Source organism: Kluyvera genomosp. 1 (assembly GCF_001266615.1).
Lineage (GTDB): Bacteria > Pseudomonadota > Gammaproteobacteria > Enterobacterales > Enterobacteriaceae > Kluyvera > Kluyvera cryocrescens_A.
The window spans coordinates 111,335-127,180 of the sequence record NZ_LGHZ01000005.1 but is presented as its reverse complement, the minus strand read 5'-3'; the positions used below and the strand labels follow the sequence as shown (position 1 = coordinate 127,180).

General features: G+C 54.4%; 15 protein-coding genes. 7 read left to right on the top strand and 8 right to left on the bottom strand.

The window, feature by feature from the left end; genetic code table 11:
* Positions 1–32: 32 nt before the first annotated feature.
* The 5 genes from KP80_RS04190 to dapA form a co-directional block, all read right to left on the bottom strand.
* Positions 33–2,033 carry a tRNA(Met) cytidine acetyltransferase TmcA gene (locus KP80_RS04190; RefSeq protein WP_082221711.1) on the bottom strand — a complete coding sequence of 667 codons (2,001 nt, stop codon included), beginning with the start codon at positions 2,031–2,033 and terminating at the stop codon, positions 33–35.
* Positions 2,034–2,052: 19 nt separating this feature from the next.
* On the bottom strand, positions 2,053–2,922 hold the full coding sequence (locus KP80_RS04185) for a neutral zinc metallopeptidase (RefSeq protein ID WP_052282332.1): 870 nt from the start codon (positions 2,920–2,922) through the stop codon (positions 2,053–2,055).
* A 142-nt stretch (positions 2,923–3,064) separates the two neighbouring features.
* The gene (gene purC, locus KP80_RS04180) at positions 3,065–3,778 is read right to left on the bottom strand and encodes a phosphoribosylaminoimidazolesuccinocarboxamide synthase (RefSeq protein WP_052282331.1); all 714 of its coding nucleotides are present in this window, start codon (positions 3,776–3,778) and stop codon (positions 3,065–3,067) included.
* Between the two features lie 173 nt (positions 3,779–3,951).
* Positions 3,952–4,986: an outer membrane protein assembly factor BamC gene (gene bamC / locus KP80_RS04175; protein ID WP_052282330.1), complete on the bottom strand. Its 1,035-nt coding sequence runs from the start codon at positions 4,984–4,986 to the stop codon at positions 3,952–3,954.
* Between the two features lie 16 nt (positions 4,987–5,002).
* Positions 5,003–5,881, bottom strand: coding sequence for a 4-hydroxy-tetrahydrodipicolinate synthase (gene dapA, locus KP80_RS04170; RefSeq protein WP_052282329.1), 879 nt, complete (start codon positions 5,879–5,881; stop codon positions 5,003–5,005).
* A 154-nt stretch (positions 5,882–6,035) separates the two neighbouring features.
* Here dapA and KP80_RS04165 point away from each other — a divergent pair, with 154 nt between their 5' ends.
* Together KP80_RS04165 and bcp are read left to right on the top strand one after the other, a co-directional pair.
* Positions 6,036–6,608 carry a glycine cleavage system transcriptional repressor gene (locus tag KP80_RS04165; protein WP_052282328.1) on the top strand — a complete coding sequence of 191 codons (573 nt, stop codon included), beginning with the start codon at positions 6,036–6,038 and terminating at the stop codon, positions 6,606–6,608.
* Positions 6,608–7,078, top strand: a complete 471-nt coding sequence (bcp, locus tag KP80_RS04160; protein WP_052282327.1) for a thioredoxin-dependent thiol peroxidase — start codon at positions 6,608–6,610, stop codon at positions 7,076–7,078. Before KP80_RS04165 ends, bcp begins: the two co-directional genes overlap by 1 nt.
* A 47-nt stretch (positions 7,079–7,125) precedes the next feature.
* Here bcp and KP80_RS04155 read toward each other — a convergent pair whose 3' ends face one another.
* Complete coding sequence (locus KP80_RS04155) at positions 7,126–8,193, bottom strand: AI-2E family transporter (protein WP_052282326.1); 1,068 nt, start codon at positions 8,191–8,193, stop codon at positions 7,126–7,128.
* A 214-nt stretch (positions 8,194–8,407) separates the two neighbouring features.
* Between KP80_RS04155 and bepA the strand changes: the two genes are divergently transcribed.
* Both bepA and arsC read left to right on the top strand, forming a co-directional pair.
* Entirely contained in the window at positions 8,408–9,871 is a 1,464-nt protein-coding gene (gene bepA, locus KP80_RS04150; RefSeq protein WP_052282325.1) for a beta-barrel assembly-enhancing protease, read from the top strand.
* An 11-nt stretch (positions 9,872–9,882) separates the two neighbouring features.
* A complete protein-coding gene (gene arsC / locus KP80_RS04145) occupies positions 9,883–10,242 on the top strand; it encodes an arsenate reductase (glutaredoxin) (protein WP_052282324.1) in 360 nt (119 codons plus the stop codon).
* A gap of 6 nt (positions 10,243–10,248) precedes the next feature.
* Here the strand turns inward: arsC and KP80_RS04140 are convergent, their stop codons facing one another.
* Positions 10,249–11,106 (bottom strand): helix-turn-helix domain-containing protein, encoded by an 858-nt coding sequence (locus KP80_RS04140; RefSeq protein ID WP_052282323.1) that lies wholly within the window; start codon positions 11,104–11,106, stop codon positions 10,249–10,251.
* Between the two features lie 166 nt (positions 11,107–11,272).
* Between KP80_RS04140 and celB the strand changes: the two genes are divergently transcribed.
* The 3 genes from celB to KP80_RS04125 are packed head-to-tail and all read left to right on the top strand — an operon-like array spanning position 11,273 to position 15,007.
* Positions 11,273–12,589, top strand: a complete 1,317-nt coding sequence (celB, locus tag KP80_RS04135) for a PTS cellobiose transporter subunit IIC (protein WP_052282322.1) — start codon at positions 11,273–11,275, stop codon at positions 12,587–12,589.
* Between the two features lie 3 nt (positions 12,590–12,592).
* A complete protein-coding gene (locus tag KP80_RS04130; RefSeq protein WP_052282321.1) occupies positions 12,593–13,546 on the top strand; it encodes a N(4)-(beta-N-acetylglucosaminyl)-L-asparaginase in 954 nt (317 codons plus the stop codon).
* A 3-nt stretch (positions 13,547–13,549) separates the two neighbouring features.
* Positions 13,550–15,007 carry a leucyl aminopeptidase family protein gene (locus KP80_RS04125; RefSeq protein WP_052282320.1) on the top strand — a complete coding sequence of 486 codons (1,458 nt, stop codon included), beginning with the start codon at positions 13,550–13,552 and terminating at the stop codon, positions 15,005–15,007.
* 59 nt (positions 15,008–15,066) lie between these two features.
* On the opposite strand, the gene KP80_RS04120 is transcribed toward KP80_RS04125, so the two are convergent.
* Positions 15,067–15,768, bottom strand: a complete 702-nt coding sequence (locus KP80_RS04120) for a DnaA inactivator Hda (protein WP_072129040.1) — start codon at positions 15,766–15,768, stop codon at positions 15,067–15,069.
* Positions 15,769–15,846: the final 78 nt, after the last annotated feature.

Here is a 15,846-nt window from a genome sequence, read left to right as displayed (position 1 = left end):
TAATGACCATGCCATTTAACTGAATGAGTCAGTTAAAAAAATTGCAGTTGTCGAATCTGTTCCATGAGCTGATTTGTCCGTTCGCCATTCACCCTACGCATTGCCTGCTGCGCTTCATCACGCAGACGCAGCAACAGCGATTTACGCCCATTAATCCCCAGGCGCGAGCAGAGCTCAGCTTCAGAATCACCGTTCAGGCGGCCACGCAGCGCCGGGAGCGGTAGTGCTGCCAACTCGACAAGATGATTCAAATTCGCCAACACCGCCAGCAGCGGGCGATGGGCGAAGGCAAAACCAGCCAGATCCCACCAGTCATCATCATTAAGAATAGCGGTCGGGAGATCGGGCAGCGGGATTTTTTCATCAATCCAGCGTTGGAGCCAACGCCATTCGCGGCACAGGCGGGCGTGTTCCCGCTGCATCAACGCCTCTCCCGCCACCGTTATCGGTCGCAGCGCCATGGCGGCATAGCAACCGCTGCTGGCCTCACGTTGGGTGCCAATGCGCACCAGCGTAAAGCCACAGCGCTGCCAAAAACGCCAGAGTTCATCGGTAAACCCAAAGCTGACCGACAGATAGTCGCAGCTATCTGCCTCTTCCCACGCTTTCGCCACCAACTGCTGACCGATGCCTTCTCGCTGGCGAAGCGGGTGCACAGCGATACGGCTGATGCGCCGCCCGATAAGCGTGGCTGCCAGTGGGCTACCGCCGTGCGCTGCCAGCGATTGCGCCACCAGATTGCCTCTTGGGCGACGAAAACCGGCCCAGACGGCCTGGCTGAGTTCAGGCGTTAATCCACCCTCATCGACCAACCACAGAGCCCCCGCCGGACCGTTGGCGGTTTGCGCTACCAGAAAGTGTTGGCCTGGCGCATCCATCATGCGACGGAGATCCAACGGTGAAGTACGGTAGTGCGCTCCGGAGAGAAGCTGATAGAGCGCGGCGGGTTGTTCAGGCTGACTCTGCCAGCTCGACTGCTCGACGGCCTGCAACGCCAACGCACCCTCGGGGCATACGCTAAAGGCATCATCGTGAAAAATAAGCGCATCGTTAATCACCGCCTCAAGCGGGCACCCCGCAGCCCAACGAATAGGCTGCATAAGGGTAAAGGCTTCGCGCTGCGGAAATTCGGCGCAAAATTTCAGTAAGAAACCTCGGCCGGTGCCTTCATAACCCTGAACTGTGGTGGTCAACAGCGTATGGGGAAAGCGAGCAATCAGCTTTTTCAGCAATGGGGCAGGAATGGCTGCGGCTTCATCGACCACCAGCCAATCAGCCACGGCGTCGGACGCCAACAGCGCATCAGGAGCCATAAAGCAAAAGCGCTCGCCGGCAAACACGGCAATCACGTCAGTCGACGCGCGCGAAGGTGCAGTGACGATAGCATCGCCCTGAAGCTGCTGAATATGCATCCCCGCCAGCGCCGATTTGCCTCTCCCCCGTTCGGCCGTGACAACGCACACTTTCGCTGAAGTATTCGACAACACCTGCAAAATAGCCTGCTGTTCACGCTCCGGCTGGCCGTTCGCGCGCTGCCAGTCTGTCCGGAGGGTATCGGCTTGTAAAGGCAAAGGCTGGCCCTGACGCCAGACAAGCGTCTGCGCGCTCGCGGTGACCATCCGGCGAAAATGCTCGACAAAATGAGGCGTGGCGATCGGTTCTGAAGCGTCACTCCAGCGCACAGAGTCAGCATCAGTTTGCAAATGCCAGCTCTCCCACTCTGGTACCAACAGCAGCAGCCAGCTTCCGGCGCGCAGAGTACCGGCCAGGGCCGCAAACGCTGAAACGTCAAAACCGTTGCGGGCGTCAAAGACTGCATGCTGGAACTCACGTCCCAGCAGCGTGGTGAATTTTGAAGGAAGACAGAAAGGGGCGTCCATGGACGTCGGGCCGACCCACAGCACATCCGCATTAGCAGCGTGGCGGAATGCCGTAGCCTGCCGTACGCACCATGTTGCTTCCCCGCTCACCACCAGCAGGCGGCGAATTCCCGCCTGCGCCATTCGCGCAGACTGCGCGAACAACTCATCCATGACGTCCGTCATTTGATGATTAGAGTGATTTACTGAAGGTATTGCACTGGCCCGGGTCGCCGCTATCAAAGCCGCGTTTCAGCCAGGTGTAGCGCTGCTGGGAAGTCCCGTGAGTAAAGCTATCGGGAACCACGCGGCCCTGGCTTTGCTGTTGCAGACGGTCATCGCCAATCGCTTCGGCAGCGTTCAGCGCCTCTTCCAGGTCACCCGCTTCAAGAATGCCCTGTTTTTGCATGTTGTGGCCCCAAACGCCAGCAAAACAGTCAGCCTGCAATTCCAGGCGAACAGAAAGGCGATTCACTTCGGCCTCAGAGGCATTTTGCTGCATCTGACGAACTTTCGGTTCGATCCCCAACAGCTTCTGCACGTGATGGCCGACCTCGTGCGCAATCACGTAGCCCTGCGCGAAATCACCGCCCGCGCCGAGTTTATTTTTCATATCGTCATAGAAAGAGAGATCGATATAGACCGTGGTATCCGCAGGGCAGTAGAACGGCCCCATAACCGACTGGCCGGTACCGCATCCGGTGCGGGTTGCACCACGGTACATTACCAGGCGCGGCGGCTGATAGGTTTTGCCCATCTCTTTGAACTGCTGAGCCCAGGTATCTTCCGTAGTGGCAAGGATCACCGAGGTAAATTTGGCGGCTTCGTCATCTTTTGGCTGGCTGACGTGCTGGGAGGATTGCTGCTGTCCAATCGGCTCGCCGGTCATTAAACCGGTTAAATCCACGCCGTAATAGCCCGCGACCACCACGACAATCAGCAGAATAATCCCGCCTTTGCCGCTAGGAATACGAAAGCCGGGGCCGCGCCCCATTCCCTGAGAGTCGGAACTGTTCCGCCGGTCTTCCACATTGTCGCTTTCACGACGACCTTGCCAACGCATAACTACCTCGATCTTATCTTATCAATATACTGGTAGATCGTAGGCGGTTACGGGCGGGATTACCACTGGAAATGTATGATGCGTCATGCCGGCATCGCGTCACCTGTGCAGGCCTCACGATGCCGGAGAGAGGGAGTAAAACTTAGTCCAGCTTAACGCCTAAACGATGCGCGACTTCTTCGTAAGCTTCAATCAGGCCGCCCAGGCTCTGGCGGAAACGGTCTTTGTCCATTTTATCCATGGTCTTTTTGTCCCACAGACGGCTGCCATCCGGGGAAAACTCGTCGCCCAGAACCACTTCGCCTTTAAACAGACCAAATTCCAGCTTGAAATCGACCAGGATAAGCCCGGCGTCATCAAACAGTTTTTTCAGTACGTCGTTAGCCTTGAAGGTCAGCTCCTGCATACGCGCCAGATTCTCTTTGCTCACCCAGCCAAAGGTTTCGCAGTAGGATTCGTTAACCATCGGGTCGTGCATCGCGTCGTTTTTCAGGAACAGATCGAACAGCGGTGGGTTCAGCTCGATACCTTCTTCAATCCCTAAACGTTTCACCAGCGAACCGGCCGCACGGTTACGCACCACGCATTCAACCGGCACCATATCCAGCTTTTTCACCAGACATTCGGTATCGGACAGCAACGCTTCCATTTGAGTCGGGATACCGGCTTGCGCCAGTTTGCTCATAATGAAATGGTTGAACTTGTTGTTCACCATGCCTTTACGATCGAACTGTTCAATGCGGGCACCATCTCCTGCTGACGTATCGTTACGGAATTCGAGTACCAACAGATCCGGGTTTTCGGTGCTGTATACGGTTTTCGCTTTACCACGATACAACTCAGCTAGCTTTTGCATCTTTGTCACTCCAGTGATGATTAACGATACTCGTCGTCTTTCCACGTCAGGTCGTATTGATACGTTCCTGCAACCTGGAAGATATAGAGCCTAAAAATTTGTGTTTTTCAGCGTACGCACACGTTTGCGTCACTATACAGAAAAAAGGGCTGGATTGCTCCAGCCCTTTTAAATTACTTCGTAAATGCGGACTGGAATGCGGCTACCAGTGCGTCATTCTGCGACTGCGTCAGCGTGTGACCTTTTGGATCGATGAACTGCAGGCTACTACGGTTGTCCAGGTCGCCGACCTGAAGTTTGTAGTCGCCGGAGACCAGACCCGGGTCGCTTGCGCCAAGATCGCGCCAGCGGCTGTCAGACAGCGGTTTGTAGGTCACCGCTACGCTACCCTGAGAACGGGTGCTGTCGGTCACTTTCATGCCCACTTTTTCCAGTGCGCCTGGCAGACGTTGCCACACCTGATTAAACGGTGCGCGAACGACCAGCATCGGCAGACCGGTGTCATCAGAAGCGCTCTGAACATCGAAGGTTGCGCCAGCGGTACCACGAGCAGCATTCGCCGCATCGGTGGCATTCTTATCCAGACCGGCAGAAATCACGTTCAGCATTTCAGCACTGTAGCGCTGCAGCGAAGCACGATCGGCAACGGCTTTCCCTGCTTGTTCCAGGTTAATCAGTTTGACCATCACCGCTTGCTGATAGCCCTGAGGCTGCACGGAGATTTGATAACGACCGCGGTACTGCTGATCTTCATCAAGACGGTTCCAGTCAACCCAGTCAGTGGTCAGCGTTTGGCTAGCATCATCACGTTTGGTAATGGTGTAGTTTTTCGCCTGAACGATGCTAACAACCTGTGGCCACAGGGAGCCGCTACGGCTATTTTCAACCAGCAGCGTGGCCGTATCACCGGTAAACTGGGTACGAGCACCGGAAACCAGCGCCAGCGCCTGAGCCGGCGGACGGATGTCCAGCGCCTTGCCAACAGCACCGCTGCCGTTGGCGACCGGGATGTTGTAGTCGCCATTTTCAATCGGCAGGATCATCCCCGCAGGGGCATGAAGTTCACCTAACGGTGCGGCGTCCAGGTAGGATTCATCACCGCTCACCTGGCGCTTATAGCGCGAGTCAGAACTACATGCTGCAAGCAGTAGAACCAACGAAACACCCGCAACCTTCGCCAGGCGCGACTTCTGTACTGAGTAAGCCATCAAATCTCCCTAAACTTTACAGCAAACCGGCATGCTTCAATGCGGATGCCACAACATCACGACCGTGGTCGGTGATAGGTGTCATCGGCAAGCGCATGGTATCGGTCGCCACAAGTCCCAACTCCTTACATGCCCATTTCACTGGGATCGGATTGGGTTCGACAAATAATTTATTGTGTAGCGGCATCAAACGCTGGTTAATGATACGCGCCTGCTCAAACTGACCTGCTGCTGCCAGTTTGCACATTTCAGCCATATCACGTGCAGCAACGTTCGCCGTCACCGAAATGACGCCATGACCGCCCAGCTGCATGAAGTCCAGACCGGATGCATCATCACCGCTAAGCAGGATGAAATCGTCTGAAACCAGCTCTTTGATCTGGTGAACACGACTTAAGTTCCCCGTGGCTTCCTTAATCGCGATAATATTTTTTACTTTCGCAAGGCGACCTACGGTTTCCGGCAGCATATCGCAGCCAGTACGTGACGGCACATTATACAGGATTTGTGGCAGGTCAGTATGCTCGGCAATCGCTTTGAAATGCTGGAACAGGCCTTCCTGAGTCGGACGGTTGTAATACGGGGTGACCGTCAGGCAGCCGACAACACCGGTATTGTTAAAACGCTGGGTCAGGCTAATGGCCTCTGCGGTTGCATTTGCCCCCGTTCCGGCAATAACTGGAATACGGCCATCGGCCAGTTCCAGCGTGGTCATCACCACGTCGCCATGCTCGTCGTGGCTGAGCGTTGCGGATTCGCCGGTAGTCCCTACCGACACAATCGCCGAGGTTCCGTTGGCGACATGGTAATCAATCAGTTTTTTCAGGCTTGAACGGTCGACATTACCTTTTTCATCCATCGGCGTGACAAGCGCTACAATACTTCCCGTGAACATGGGCCATCCTCTGTGCTGACGTGCGGACATGAGTCTCAATGGTACGTTTGGTCTTGTAATAAAAGCAAGAGACTGAAGCCCTTCAGAATGTTGTATGCCGGTTTTTTTTATGCTTTCCTAGGGTATACCGCACCTTTTTAAAGGAAGAACAGGTTTGACAGCCTCATTACAACACTATCTGGTCATTACAGCCCTGGGCGCGGATCGCCCTGGCATCGTCAATACGATCACCCGTCACGTCAGCAGCTGCGGCTGCAACATCGAAGACAGTCGTTTGGCCATGCTGGGGGATGAGTTCACTTTTATTATGTTGCTTTCCGGCACCTGGAACGCAATTACCCTTATTGAATCGACGCTGCCGCTCAAAGGAGCAGAGCTGGATCTGCTGATTGTGATGAAGCGTACGACCGCTCGCCCGCGTCCGGCAATGCCCGCGACCGTGTGGGTTCAGGTGGAAGTTCCCGACTCCCCGCACATCATCGAGCGCTTTACCGCGTTGTTCGATAGCTGGGAAATGAACATCGCCGAACTGGTTTCACGAACTCAGCCGGGGACCGACGACGTTGCTGCCCAGTTGTTCATCCAGATTACGGCTCATAGTCCTGCTACGCAAAATGCATCAAATATTGAGCAAGCGTTCAAAGCCCTATGTACAGAATTGAAAGCACAAGGCAGTATAAACGTGATCAATTATTCACAGCATGACGAACAGGATGGAGATGAGTAATGAACCCACTGAAAGCCGGTGATATCGCACCGAAATTTAGTTTGCCCGATCAAGACGGCGAGCAAGTAAATTTGACCGACTTCCAGGGACAACGTGTTCTGGTCTACTTCTACCCGAAAGCGATGACTCCTGGCTGCACCGTGCAGGCTTGCGGCCTTCGCGACAATATGGATGAACTGAAAAAAGCGGGTGTAGAAGTTCTGGGTATCAGCACCGATAAACCAGAAAAGCTCTCCCGTTTCGCCGAAAAAGAGCTGCTGAACTTTACGCTGCTCTCCGATGAAGACCATCAGGTCTGCGAACAGTTTGGTATCTGGGGCGAAAAAACCTTCATGGGTAAAACCTATGATGGTATTCACCGCATCAGCTTCCTGGTGGATGCTGACGGCAAAGTTGAACATGTGTTTGATGACTTCAAAACCAGCAATCACCACGACATCGTGCTGGGCTGGCTGCAAGCTAACGCGTGATAAACGAATAAATCAAAAAAGCCGACGTGATGTCGGCTTTTTTATTTTCAGGATTCTTCGTCCACCACCAGCCCATCTGGCCAGGCATGAACGACTGCTTTAATCAGTGTGGCAAGCGGAATGGCAAAGAAAACACCCCAGAATCCCCACAGCCCACCGAAAATCACCACCGACAGAATAATGACCAACGGGTGTAGGTTCACCGCTTCGGAGAATAACACCGGCACCAGCAGGTTGCCGTCCAGCCCCTGAATAATCAGGTAAACCGCAAACAAGCTCCAGAACTCGGTGCCAAGACCAAACTGGAACAGCGCCACACAGACGACCGGAATCGTCACCACGAAGGCGCCGATATACGGGATGAGTACGGATAGCCCCACCAACACTGCCAGCAGCAGAGAATAATTCAGGCCAAACATCAGGAAACCAAGCCAGGTGGCAATCCCCACCACCACCATCTCCAGCACCTTACCGCGAATATAGTTGGTGATCTGCTGGTTCATTTCTTTCCACACCTGCCCTGCTAGCCCGCGGTTACGCGGCAGCACGCGGCGTACGGCATTGAGCATCTGCTCTTTGTCTTTGACGAGGAAAAAAACCATCAGCGGCACCAATACCAGATAGACCGCCAGCGTCAGCAGACCAACCAGTGAAGCAACCGAGTATTTCACCACCGAGTCGCCCATGGTCAGCATACGGCTACGCATATTCTCAGCCATCGCATCGATGATGCCAGCGTCCATCAGCGCCGGATAGCGGCGCGGCAGCGTAGCAGCGAAGTCCGACAGCTTATTGAGCATACCGGGCATATCGTGGATAAGGTTTATTCCCTGCTGCCACGCAATCGGCATCACCACGAAGGACATCAGTAGGAAAATGCCGACGAACAGCACCAGTACCACGCTGGTCGCCCAGGTTCTCGACCACCCCATACGCTCCAGACGCACCGTCGGCCACTCCAGCAGATATGCCAGTACCAATGCCACCAAAAGCGGAGCCAGCAGGCCGCTGAAGAAAAACAGAATGCAAAAACCGGCCACCAGAATAACCAGCAACGCTATCGCTTCGGGGTCGCTAAATCGGCGACGGTACCACTGCATCAACATCTCGAGCATAAATCTATTCCCTGAGGCCTGTGTTTTCATACAGAAGGTGAATTGTATCTAAGTGTCACAAAAAAGACTCCGCTTTTTATAATTATCCCACAATCATGTAATTATCATTTTCAATGCCGAAGCAGATAGATACACTCGCAGAGCGGCTTTTTACGGAACGTAACGGTACGCTATTGGTCAAAACAGGCACATCCCACATTACAGGACAGAGGTTATGTTCAGGCAGTTGAAAAAAACGCTGTTGGCATCCCTTATTGCGACGCTTGCTCTCGGTCAAATTGCCCCCGCATTTGCGGACTCCGCGGACAATCTGCCGGATATGGGCACGTCCGCAGGAAGCACGCTCTCCATCGGTCAGGAGATGCAGATGGGGGATTACTATGTTCGACAACTGCGCGGAAGCGCGCCGCTGATTAATGACCCGCTGTTAGTTCAATACATTAATTCTCTCGGTATGCGGCTGGTATCGCACGCTTACTCCGTCCGCACGCCGTTTCATTTCTACCTGATCAACAACGATGACATTAACGCCTTCGCCTTCTTTGGCGGCAACGTGGTACTGCACTCCGCGCTATTCCGCTATTCGGATACGGAAAGCCAGTTGGCATCGGTCATGGCGCACGAAATTTCACACGTGACCCAGCGCCACCTGGCGCGTGCCATGGAAGATCAGAAGCGTAACGCCCCGCTGACATGGGTTGGCGCGCTGGGCTCTATCCTGCTGGCGATGGCCAGCCCGCAGGCCGGTATGGCGGCGTTAAGCGGTACTCTGGCTGGCACCCAGCAGGGCATTATCAGCTTTACTCGTCAGAACGAAGAAGAAGCCGATCGCATTGGTATTCAGGTGCTTCAGCGTTCAGGCTTCGACCCACAGGCTATGCCGGCCTTTATGGAAAAACTACTCGATCAGTCGCGCTACTCATCGCGGCCGCCGGAAATGCTGCTCACCCACCCCCTCCCGGAAAGCCGCCTGTCGGATGCGCGTAACCGCGCCAACCAGATGCGTCCGGTCGTGGTACAGTCTTCAGCCGATTTCTACTTCGCTAAAGCACGTACGCTTGGTATGTACAATTCCGGCAAAAACCAGCTAGGAACCGACCTTCTCGATAGCTGGTCAAAAGGTAATATTCGCGAACAGCATGCCGCTCAGTACGGCCGGGCACTGCTGGCGATGGAAGCCAAGAATTATGCTGAGGCCAGCAAGCAACTGCAGCCGCTGTTAAGCGCCGAGCCGCAAAACGCCTGGTATCTCGATCTTGCCACCGATATCGATCTCGGACAGAACAAAACGGCGGAAGCGGTCAATCGTTTGAAGAATGCCCGCGAACTGCGCACCAACCCGGTGTTGCAGTTAAACCTGGCCAACGCCCTGCTTGAGGCGGGCCAGGCAGGAGAAGCCGCGACCATTTTAAATCGCTACACCTTTACGAATAAAGAAGATACCAACGGCTGGGATCTGTTGGCTCAGGCGGAGAATAAACTGGGTAACCGCGACCAGGAGTTAGCGGCCCGCGCCGAAAACATGGCGCTGGTTGGCCGGCTGGATCAGGCGATTTCGCTACTGAGCGCCGCCAGTGCGCAGGTGAAATTACGTAGCCTCCAGCAGGCGCGTTACGACGCCCGCATCGACCAGCTACGCCAGCTGCAAGAGCGCTTCCGCCCTTATCAGAAAATGTAACAGGAGAGACTATGACGGATTCGGTCACCATCTACCATAACCCGCGCTGTTCAAAGAGCCGCGAGACCTTAAGTCTGCTGAAGGACAACGGTATTGAACCAAGCGTCGTGCTTTATCTGGAGACACCGCCGGATGCCACGACGCTGCGCAAACTGCTCAAGATGCTGGGTATGACCAGTGCTCGTGAACTGATGCGCCAAAAGGAAGACCTCTATAAATCGCTGAACCTTGCCGATAGTCAGCTCAGTGAAGAGGCATTAATCCAGGCAATGGTAGAAAACCCGAAACTGATTGAGCGCCCGATTGTTGTTCATAACGGCAAGGCGCGAATTGGTCGCCCACCGGAGCAGGTGCTGGAAATCGTCGGCTAAACTTAGCTACTGCCGCAGCGCGTCTAAAAAAGCCTGCGGCGTCATATTCCCCAGCTTTTTCTGTTCTTTCCCGCTATTAAATATCAAGCACAACCTGACGACCAGCTCGTCGGGTGAACACACTCGCGCGGCGGGAATAATCTCCGCCAGCGGTAGCGTCACCTGCACCGCTAACCGCTTAGTGGTTACCGATGTTGTTCGTGCAGAAATCCCTCGATCTTCGAGATGCATTCTAAACGCATTCACCAGCCCCTCGCTCAACCCATCTTCACTTTGTATCTCAACAGATTGGATATCACCCGGAAAATTCATCAACACTTCCTCCAGCCAGTTAGCCACCAGCGGAGCCGACATCCCGGAATAAACGCGTGCATAACACCAGCCACTTACGGGTTCCTGCGCCCATAGCAAATGATGGTCGCCATCATCATCCATATGCAGCGATAAAAACCGGTAGTGCAGCGTTAGCGACTGCGCCTTAACCCCTGCCTTTAGCGCTTTTTTACCGCAGAGCCTCTCAGGTGAATCGCGATGATAGGAAGGCTTCAGATAACGGTTCAGGGTGGCGCGAGAGAGGGGGATTTCCAGCCCCTCTACCACCATAAACAGCAGGTCATCCAGCGGCGCCTTGAGGATTTCCCGCAGAGCATTAATGAGCACAACCTGCTCTTGTCTCATCGCTTTGTGTACAACCGTGGGTGTCGTACTGCGATCGGCCGTTTGTTGCCGGTTTCGCCAGCGCCGCACCGTTGTTACTGAAATACCCAGCTCACGTGCCAGCTCGCGGTCACTTTTATCCGATTCCTGTAGATATTTCCTGACCCTGGGTGTCGTTGTTGCATTAGCGTGCAGCTTTATTTCCATAAAAACCTTAATTATAACGATAACCAATCATATGAGATTTATATCTATCAAGTCGATACGATGTGACCCGTTTCACCTTTCCGCCGTTAGCTTTCTTCGATAATCCTTTCGTCGTTTTCTAATACATAACACACACAATGTCCGTTAATCTTATACGGAGTTCACAATGAACAATGTTCTGGGATTTTTAGAAGAGAAATTGATGCCGATTGCGGCGAAAACCGCACAGCAACGTCATCTCGGTGCCATTCGTGGCGCATATGTATCCTTTATGCCTTTCATCATCGTCGGTTCAATCCTGCTGGTCATTTCGTCGTTCCCGAATCAAAGCTATCAGCAATTTATGTCTCACAGCTTTGGTGACAACTGGAGTGCCATCATCGAGATCCCGTTCAATGCGGTGTTCTCCACCATGTCGCTATTTATCAGCTTCCTTGTCGCCTATCGTTTGGCTGAGCATTATGAGGGAGATCGGATCTCATGCGGCATCCTGGCACTAGTCAGCTTCCTGATCCTAACGCCATTTATCAAAGTCGCCGATAACGGCGGTATCACCGTGATGCCGGTGGAGTGGATCGGGACTAAAGGCCTGTTTGTCGCCATGATTGGTTCTCTTCTGTGGACCGAGCTGTTCTGCTGGCTGAAGCGCAAAAAACTGGTCATCAAGATGCCAGAAGGCGTGCCGCCTGCAGTGCAGGAATCATTCGCGGCGTTAATCCCGGCGCTACTGGTCATGATTCTGGTGCTGGCGATTCGTATCGGTTTTGAAAACACCCACTATCAAACCATCCATCAGTTTATTTATGAGGTGGTTGCCACGCCGGTTCGCCATTTCGGTACGTCCTATTTTGGCGCGCTGATGACCGTCTTTAGCATCACCATTTTATGGTCGGTGGGGATTAACTCCGGCTCAATGGTCAACGGCATCATTCGCCCACTGTGGATGGAAAACCAAACCGATAACATCGCCGCCATTCAGGCCGGCGTCACGCCGCCACACATTATTACCGAGCAGTTCTTCGACATGATCTGGATGGGCGGTGCCGGGGCGACGCTGTCGCTGGTCATCGCCATGCTTATCTTTGCCCGTAGTAAAAGCATGCGCGAAGTAGCACGTCTTGGCGCGGGGGCATCGGTGTTCAACATCAACGAACCGGTACTGTTTGGTCTGCCGGTTATCATGAACCCCATCATGCTGATTCCGTTCAACCTGGTGCCGCTGGTATTGGTCACCATTCAATATGTGGCAATGAAAATCGGCATGGTAGCTGTCACCACCGGGGTCTTTATCCCGTGGACGCTGCCGCCGGTCATCAGCGGATTTATCGTTACCGGGCATATTTCCGGGAGTGTGATGCAAATACTGAATCTGCTGATTGGCGCGATGCTCTATCTGCCGTTCATGCGCATTCTCGACAAGCAGTACCGTAGTGCAGAAATGAGTGAAGCTCAGGGATCCAATACGCTAGCAAAACAGGAGTAAGAGATGTGGGGAATAATTGCAACCTGGCGTATGGCGCTGGAAGGGGTTAGCGAATCAGCCACGGCGCTGGCTAGCGGAAATAAAGCAGCAACCTCGGTGGTAGACGCCGTGGTTGCCGTCGAAGATTTTCCATTCTACAAGTCGGTTGGCTACGGCGGCCTGCCGACCGAGAACGGCGAAGTCGAACTCGACGCAGCCTGGATGGACGGCGACACGCTAGCCTTCGGCGCGGTGGGTAATCTGGTCGATATCGCCAACCCGGTCAAAGTGGCCCACGCTCTGGGTCGCCAGCGTTATAACTCGCTGCTGGTCGGCCAGGGAGCGCGTGAATGGGCTCTGAGTCAGGGGTTTAGCGATAAAAAGATGCTCACCGAGCGGGCAATGCAGCACTACCGTAAGCGCTGCCGCGAAACGCTGGATAAAGGGCTTAGCCCGTATGACGGTCATGACACCGTCGGCGTTATCGCACTGGATAAGCAAGGTTCGATGAGCGTGGCCACCTCCACCAGCGGCCTGTTTATGAAAAAACGCGGGCGTATTGGCGACTCGCCGATTATCGGTTCTGGCTTCTACTGTGACAGCGAAATCGGTGCGGCGACGGCCACCGGTGTCGGTGAAGATCTGATGAAAGGCTGCACCAGCTATGAAATCGTCCGTCGTATGGAACAAGGCATGACCCCGCAGCAGGCGGCAGATTCCGTGGTGTGCGAACTGGAAGATAAGCTGATGTCACGCTTTGGCCGCGCGGGGGACCTATCCGTGGTCTGTATGAACCGTAAAGGCGAGTTCGGCGCAGCTACCAATATTAAGACCTTCTCTTTTGTCGTGGCGACCGCCACCCAGCCGCTAACGGTTTTCCGTGCGGAACGCGTAAAAGAGAAAACCCACTACCAGCCGGTGGACGATGCCTGGATGCAGGCTTATGCCGATCGCATCCGCGCCCCCATCGAGGAGTAAAAAATGATTAACTACCGTCTATGCACGTCGCTATCCAGCGACATTGCTCAGGGCCATCTTATCACCTTCCCCGGCAGCCCCCTGTTTGAGGAAAAGCGGTTACAGGACATCCCACTTGTCGCAGAAATGACGGCCCAGGCAGAACAGGGAAAACTTGCGGATACTCACTTCGGCTGCGGCCCATTTGCGCGTATCACTCTGATCCCACTGAGCGCATGGCAAGATAGCCTAACCGACTCATTGCTGACGCATCTGCGCCCACTGTTTGCTACTCCGGTTTGTGATGACGTGCTGCTGGACTGCGCCAATATTAATGACACGGTACTGGTGAAAACGCTGCGTTTTTTATTCAACCAGGCACACAACTTAGCCGACCTGGGATTAAAAAAACTGCCTGGCGACAGCGTGCGTCTTCGCCGTATCAACGCTTATTGCGCGGGCACCGACGCATCGCGTCTGGAGACCATCTTCAGCCAGCAGCAGGCCATCGCTAACGGCATGGTTGCGGCACGTCGGCTGGCGGATATCCCCTCTGAACAGTGCACACCACAGTTTGTGGTGGAGGAAGCTCAGCGGCTGTGTGCCGCCTTCCCTAGCCTGCGCTGTGAGGTGCTGGATGAACACGCCATTGTTGAACAAGGCCTTGGTCTTCTGTATGCGGTAGGTAAAGGCGCAAACCGCCCGCCTCGTCTACTGGCAATTCATTACGATGGAGCCAGCAGCGGCCCAGTACGTAGCTACGTCGGTAAAGGTGTAACCTTCGATACCGGCGGGCTGTGGCTGAAAGAAGGCGCGGGCATGTACACCATGAAGTACGACATGTGCGGCGCGGCCAACGTACTTGGGCTGATGCTGAGTATTGCCGAGCTAAGTTTGCCAGTGCGCGTCATGGGCGTGCTGGCGCTGGCGGAAAATGCTATCGGGCCTGACGCCATGCAGCCGGGTAGCGTGGCTCGCGCTTGTAACGGCATGACGGTAGAGATCAACAACACCGATGCCGAAGGTCGACTGGTGCTCTCAGACGCCATTGCCTGGGCCAGTCAGCGCCATGAGCAGACGCGCTACATCATTGATTTAGCCACCTTAACCGGTGCCGTCGTCAAAGCGCTGGGTTACGAATTGAGCGGGTTGATGACGCAGGACAACGCACTGCGAAGCGTCCTGACCGTCGCCGGAGAACAGAGCGGTGATGAAGTGTGGTCGCTGCCGCTGGATGCGCGACTGAAAAAACAAACCGAAAGCGCCATTGCCGATTTGTGCAACACGCCAACCAATAATGCGGCAATCAGCGCGTCTGCCGCGTGGCTATTGCACCACTTCTGTCCGGCCAATATTCCATGGGCACATCTTGATGTCAGCGGCACGGCGCTGTGGCGAGAAGGCGGGAAAAGCGTCGCGTCTGGCAGACCCATTCCACTGCTGATGCAGCATCTGTTAAACGATTTGGCGATGGAAGAATAAGGTATCGCGTTATGACGAAAGGCCTGATGGGGATCACGCTTATCAGGCCTTTTCGCGTACTAGAGCTTAAGGATCTCTTTCACAAATGGAATAGTCAGTTTGCGCTGAGCGGTAATGGAAGCGTGATCGAGCTGATCGAGCGTTAAGAACAGCGTACGCATTTCACGATCCAGGCGCTTAAGCAGAAAACGGCACACGTCTTCCGGCATTTCGAACCCTCGCAGGCGCGCACGTAGCTGTAACGCTTGCAGCTTATCTTCGTCCGATAGCGGCTGAAGCTTATAAATCTGTCCCCAATCGAGGCGAGAAGCCAGATCGGGCAGGCCCAGATTAAGCTGGCGCGGCGGCCGATCGCCGGTTATCAATAACCGCGTATTGCCCGATTCGAGGATCCGGTTATACAGATTGAAAATTGCCATCTCCCACAGCTCATCACCGGCGACACATTCGATATTGTCGATGCACACCAAAGAAAGCTGCTCCATCCCATCAAGTACCTCCGGCACAAACCAGGTGCGCTTATCCAGCGGTACATAGCCTACCGCATCACCGCGCTGAGACAGTTCGGCACAGGCAGCATGCAGCAGGTGGCTGCGGCCAGCGCCTTCACGCGACCAGATATAGATGTATCCGCTGTGTTCCTGTCGCAATACGTTTTGTACGGCTGCAAGTAAAGAGGGGTTATCACCCGGCCAGAAACTCGCGAAAGTTTCATCATCGGGAAGATAAAGTGGCAAAGAGAGCTGTGCCGGTGCGTTCAGAGAGACCTCAACATGGGCTTACGAAAAAACCCGGTGAGTTTAACACAGAAATAAGCGTCTAGAGAACCGGGCGGCGAT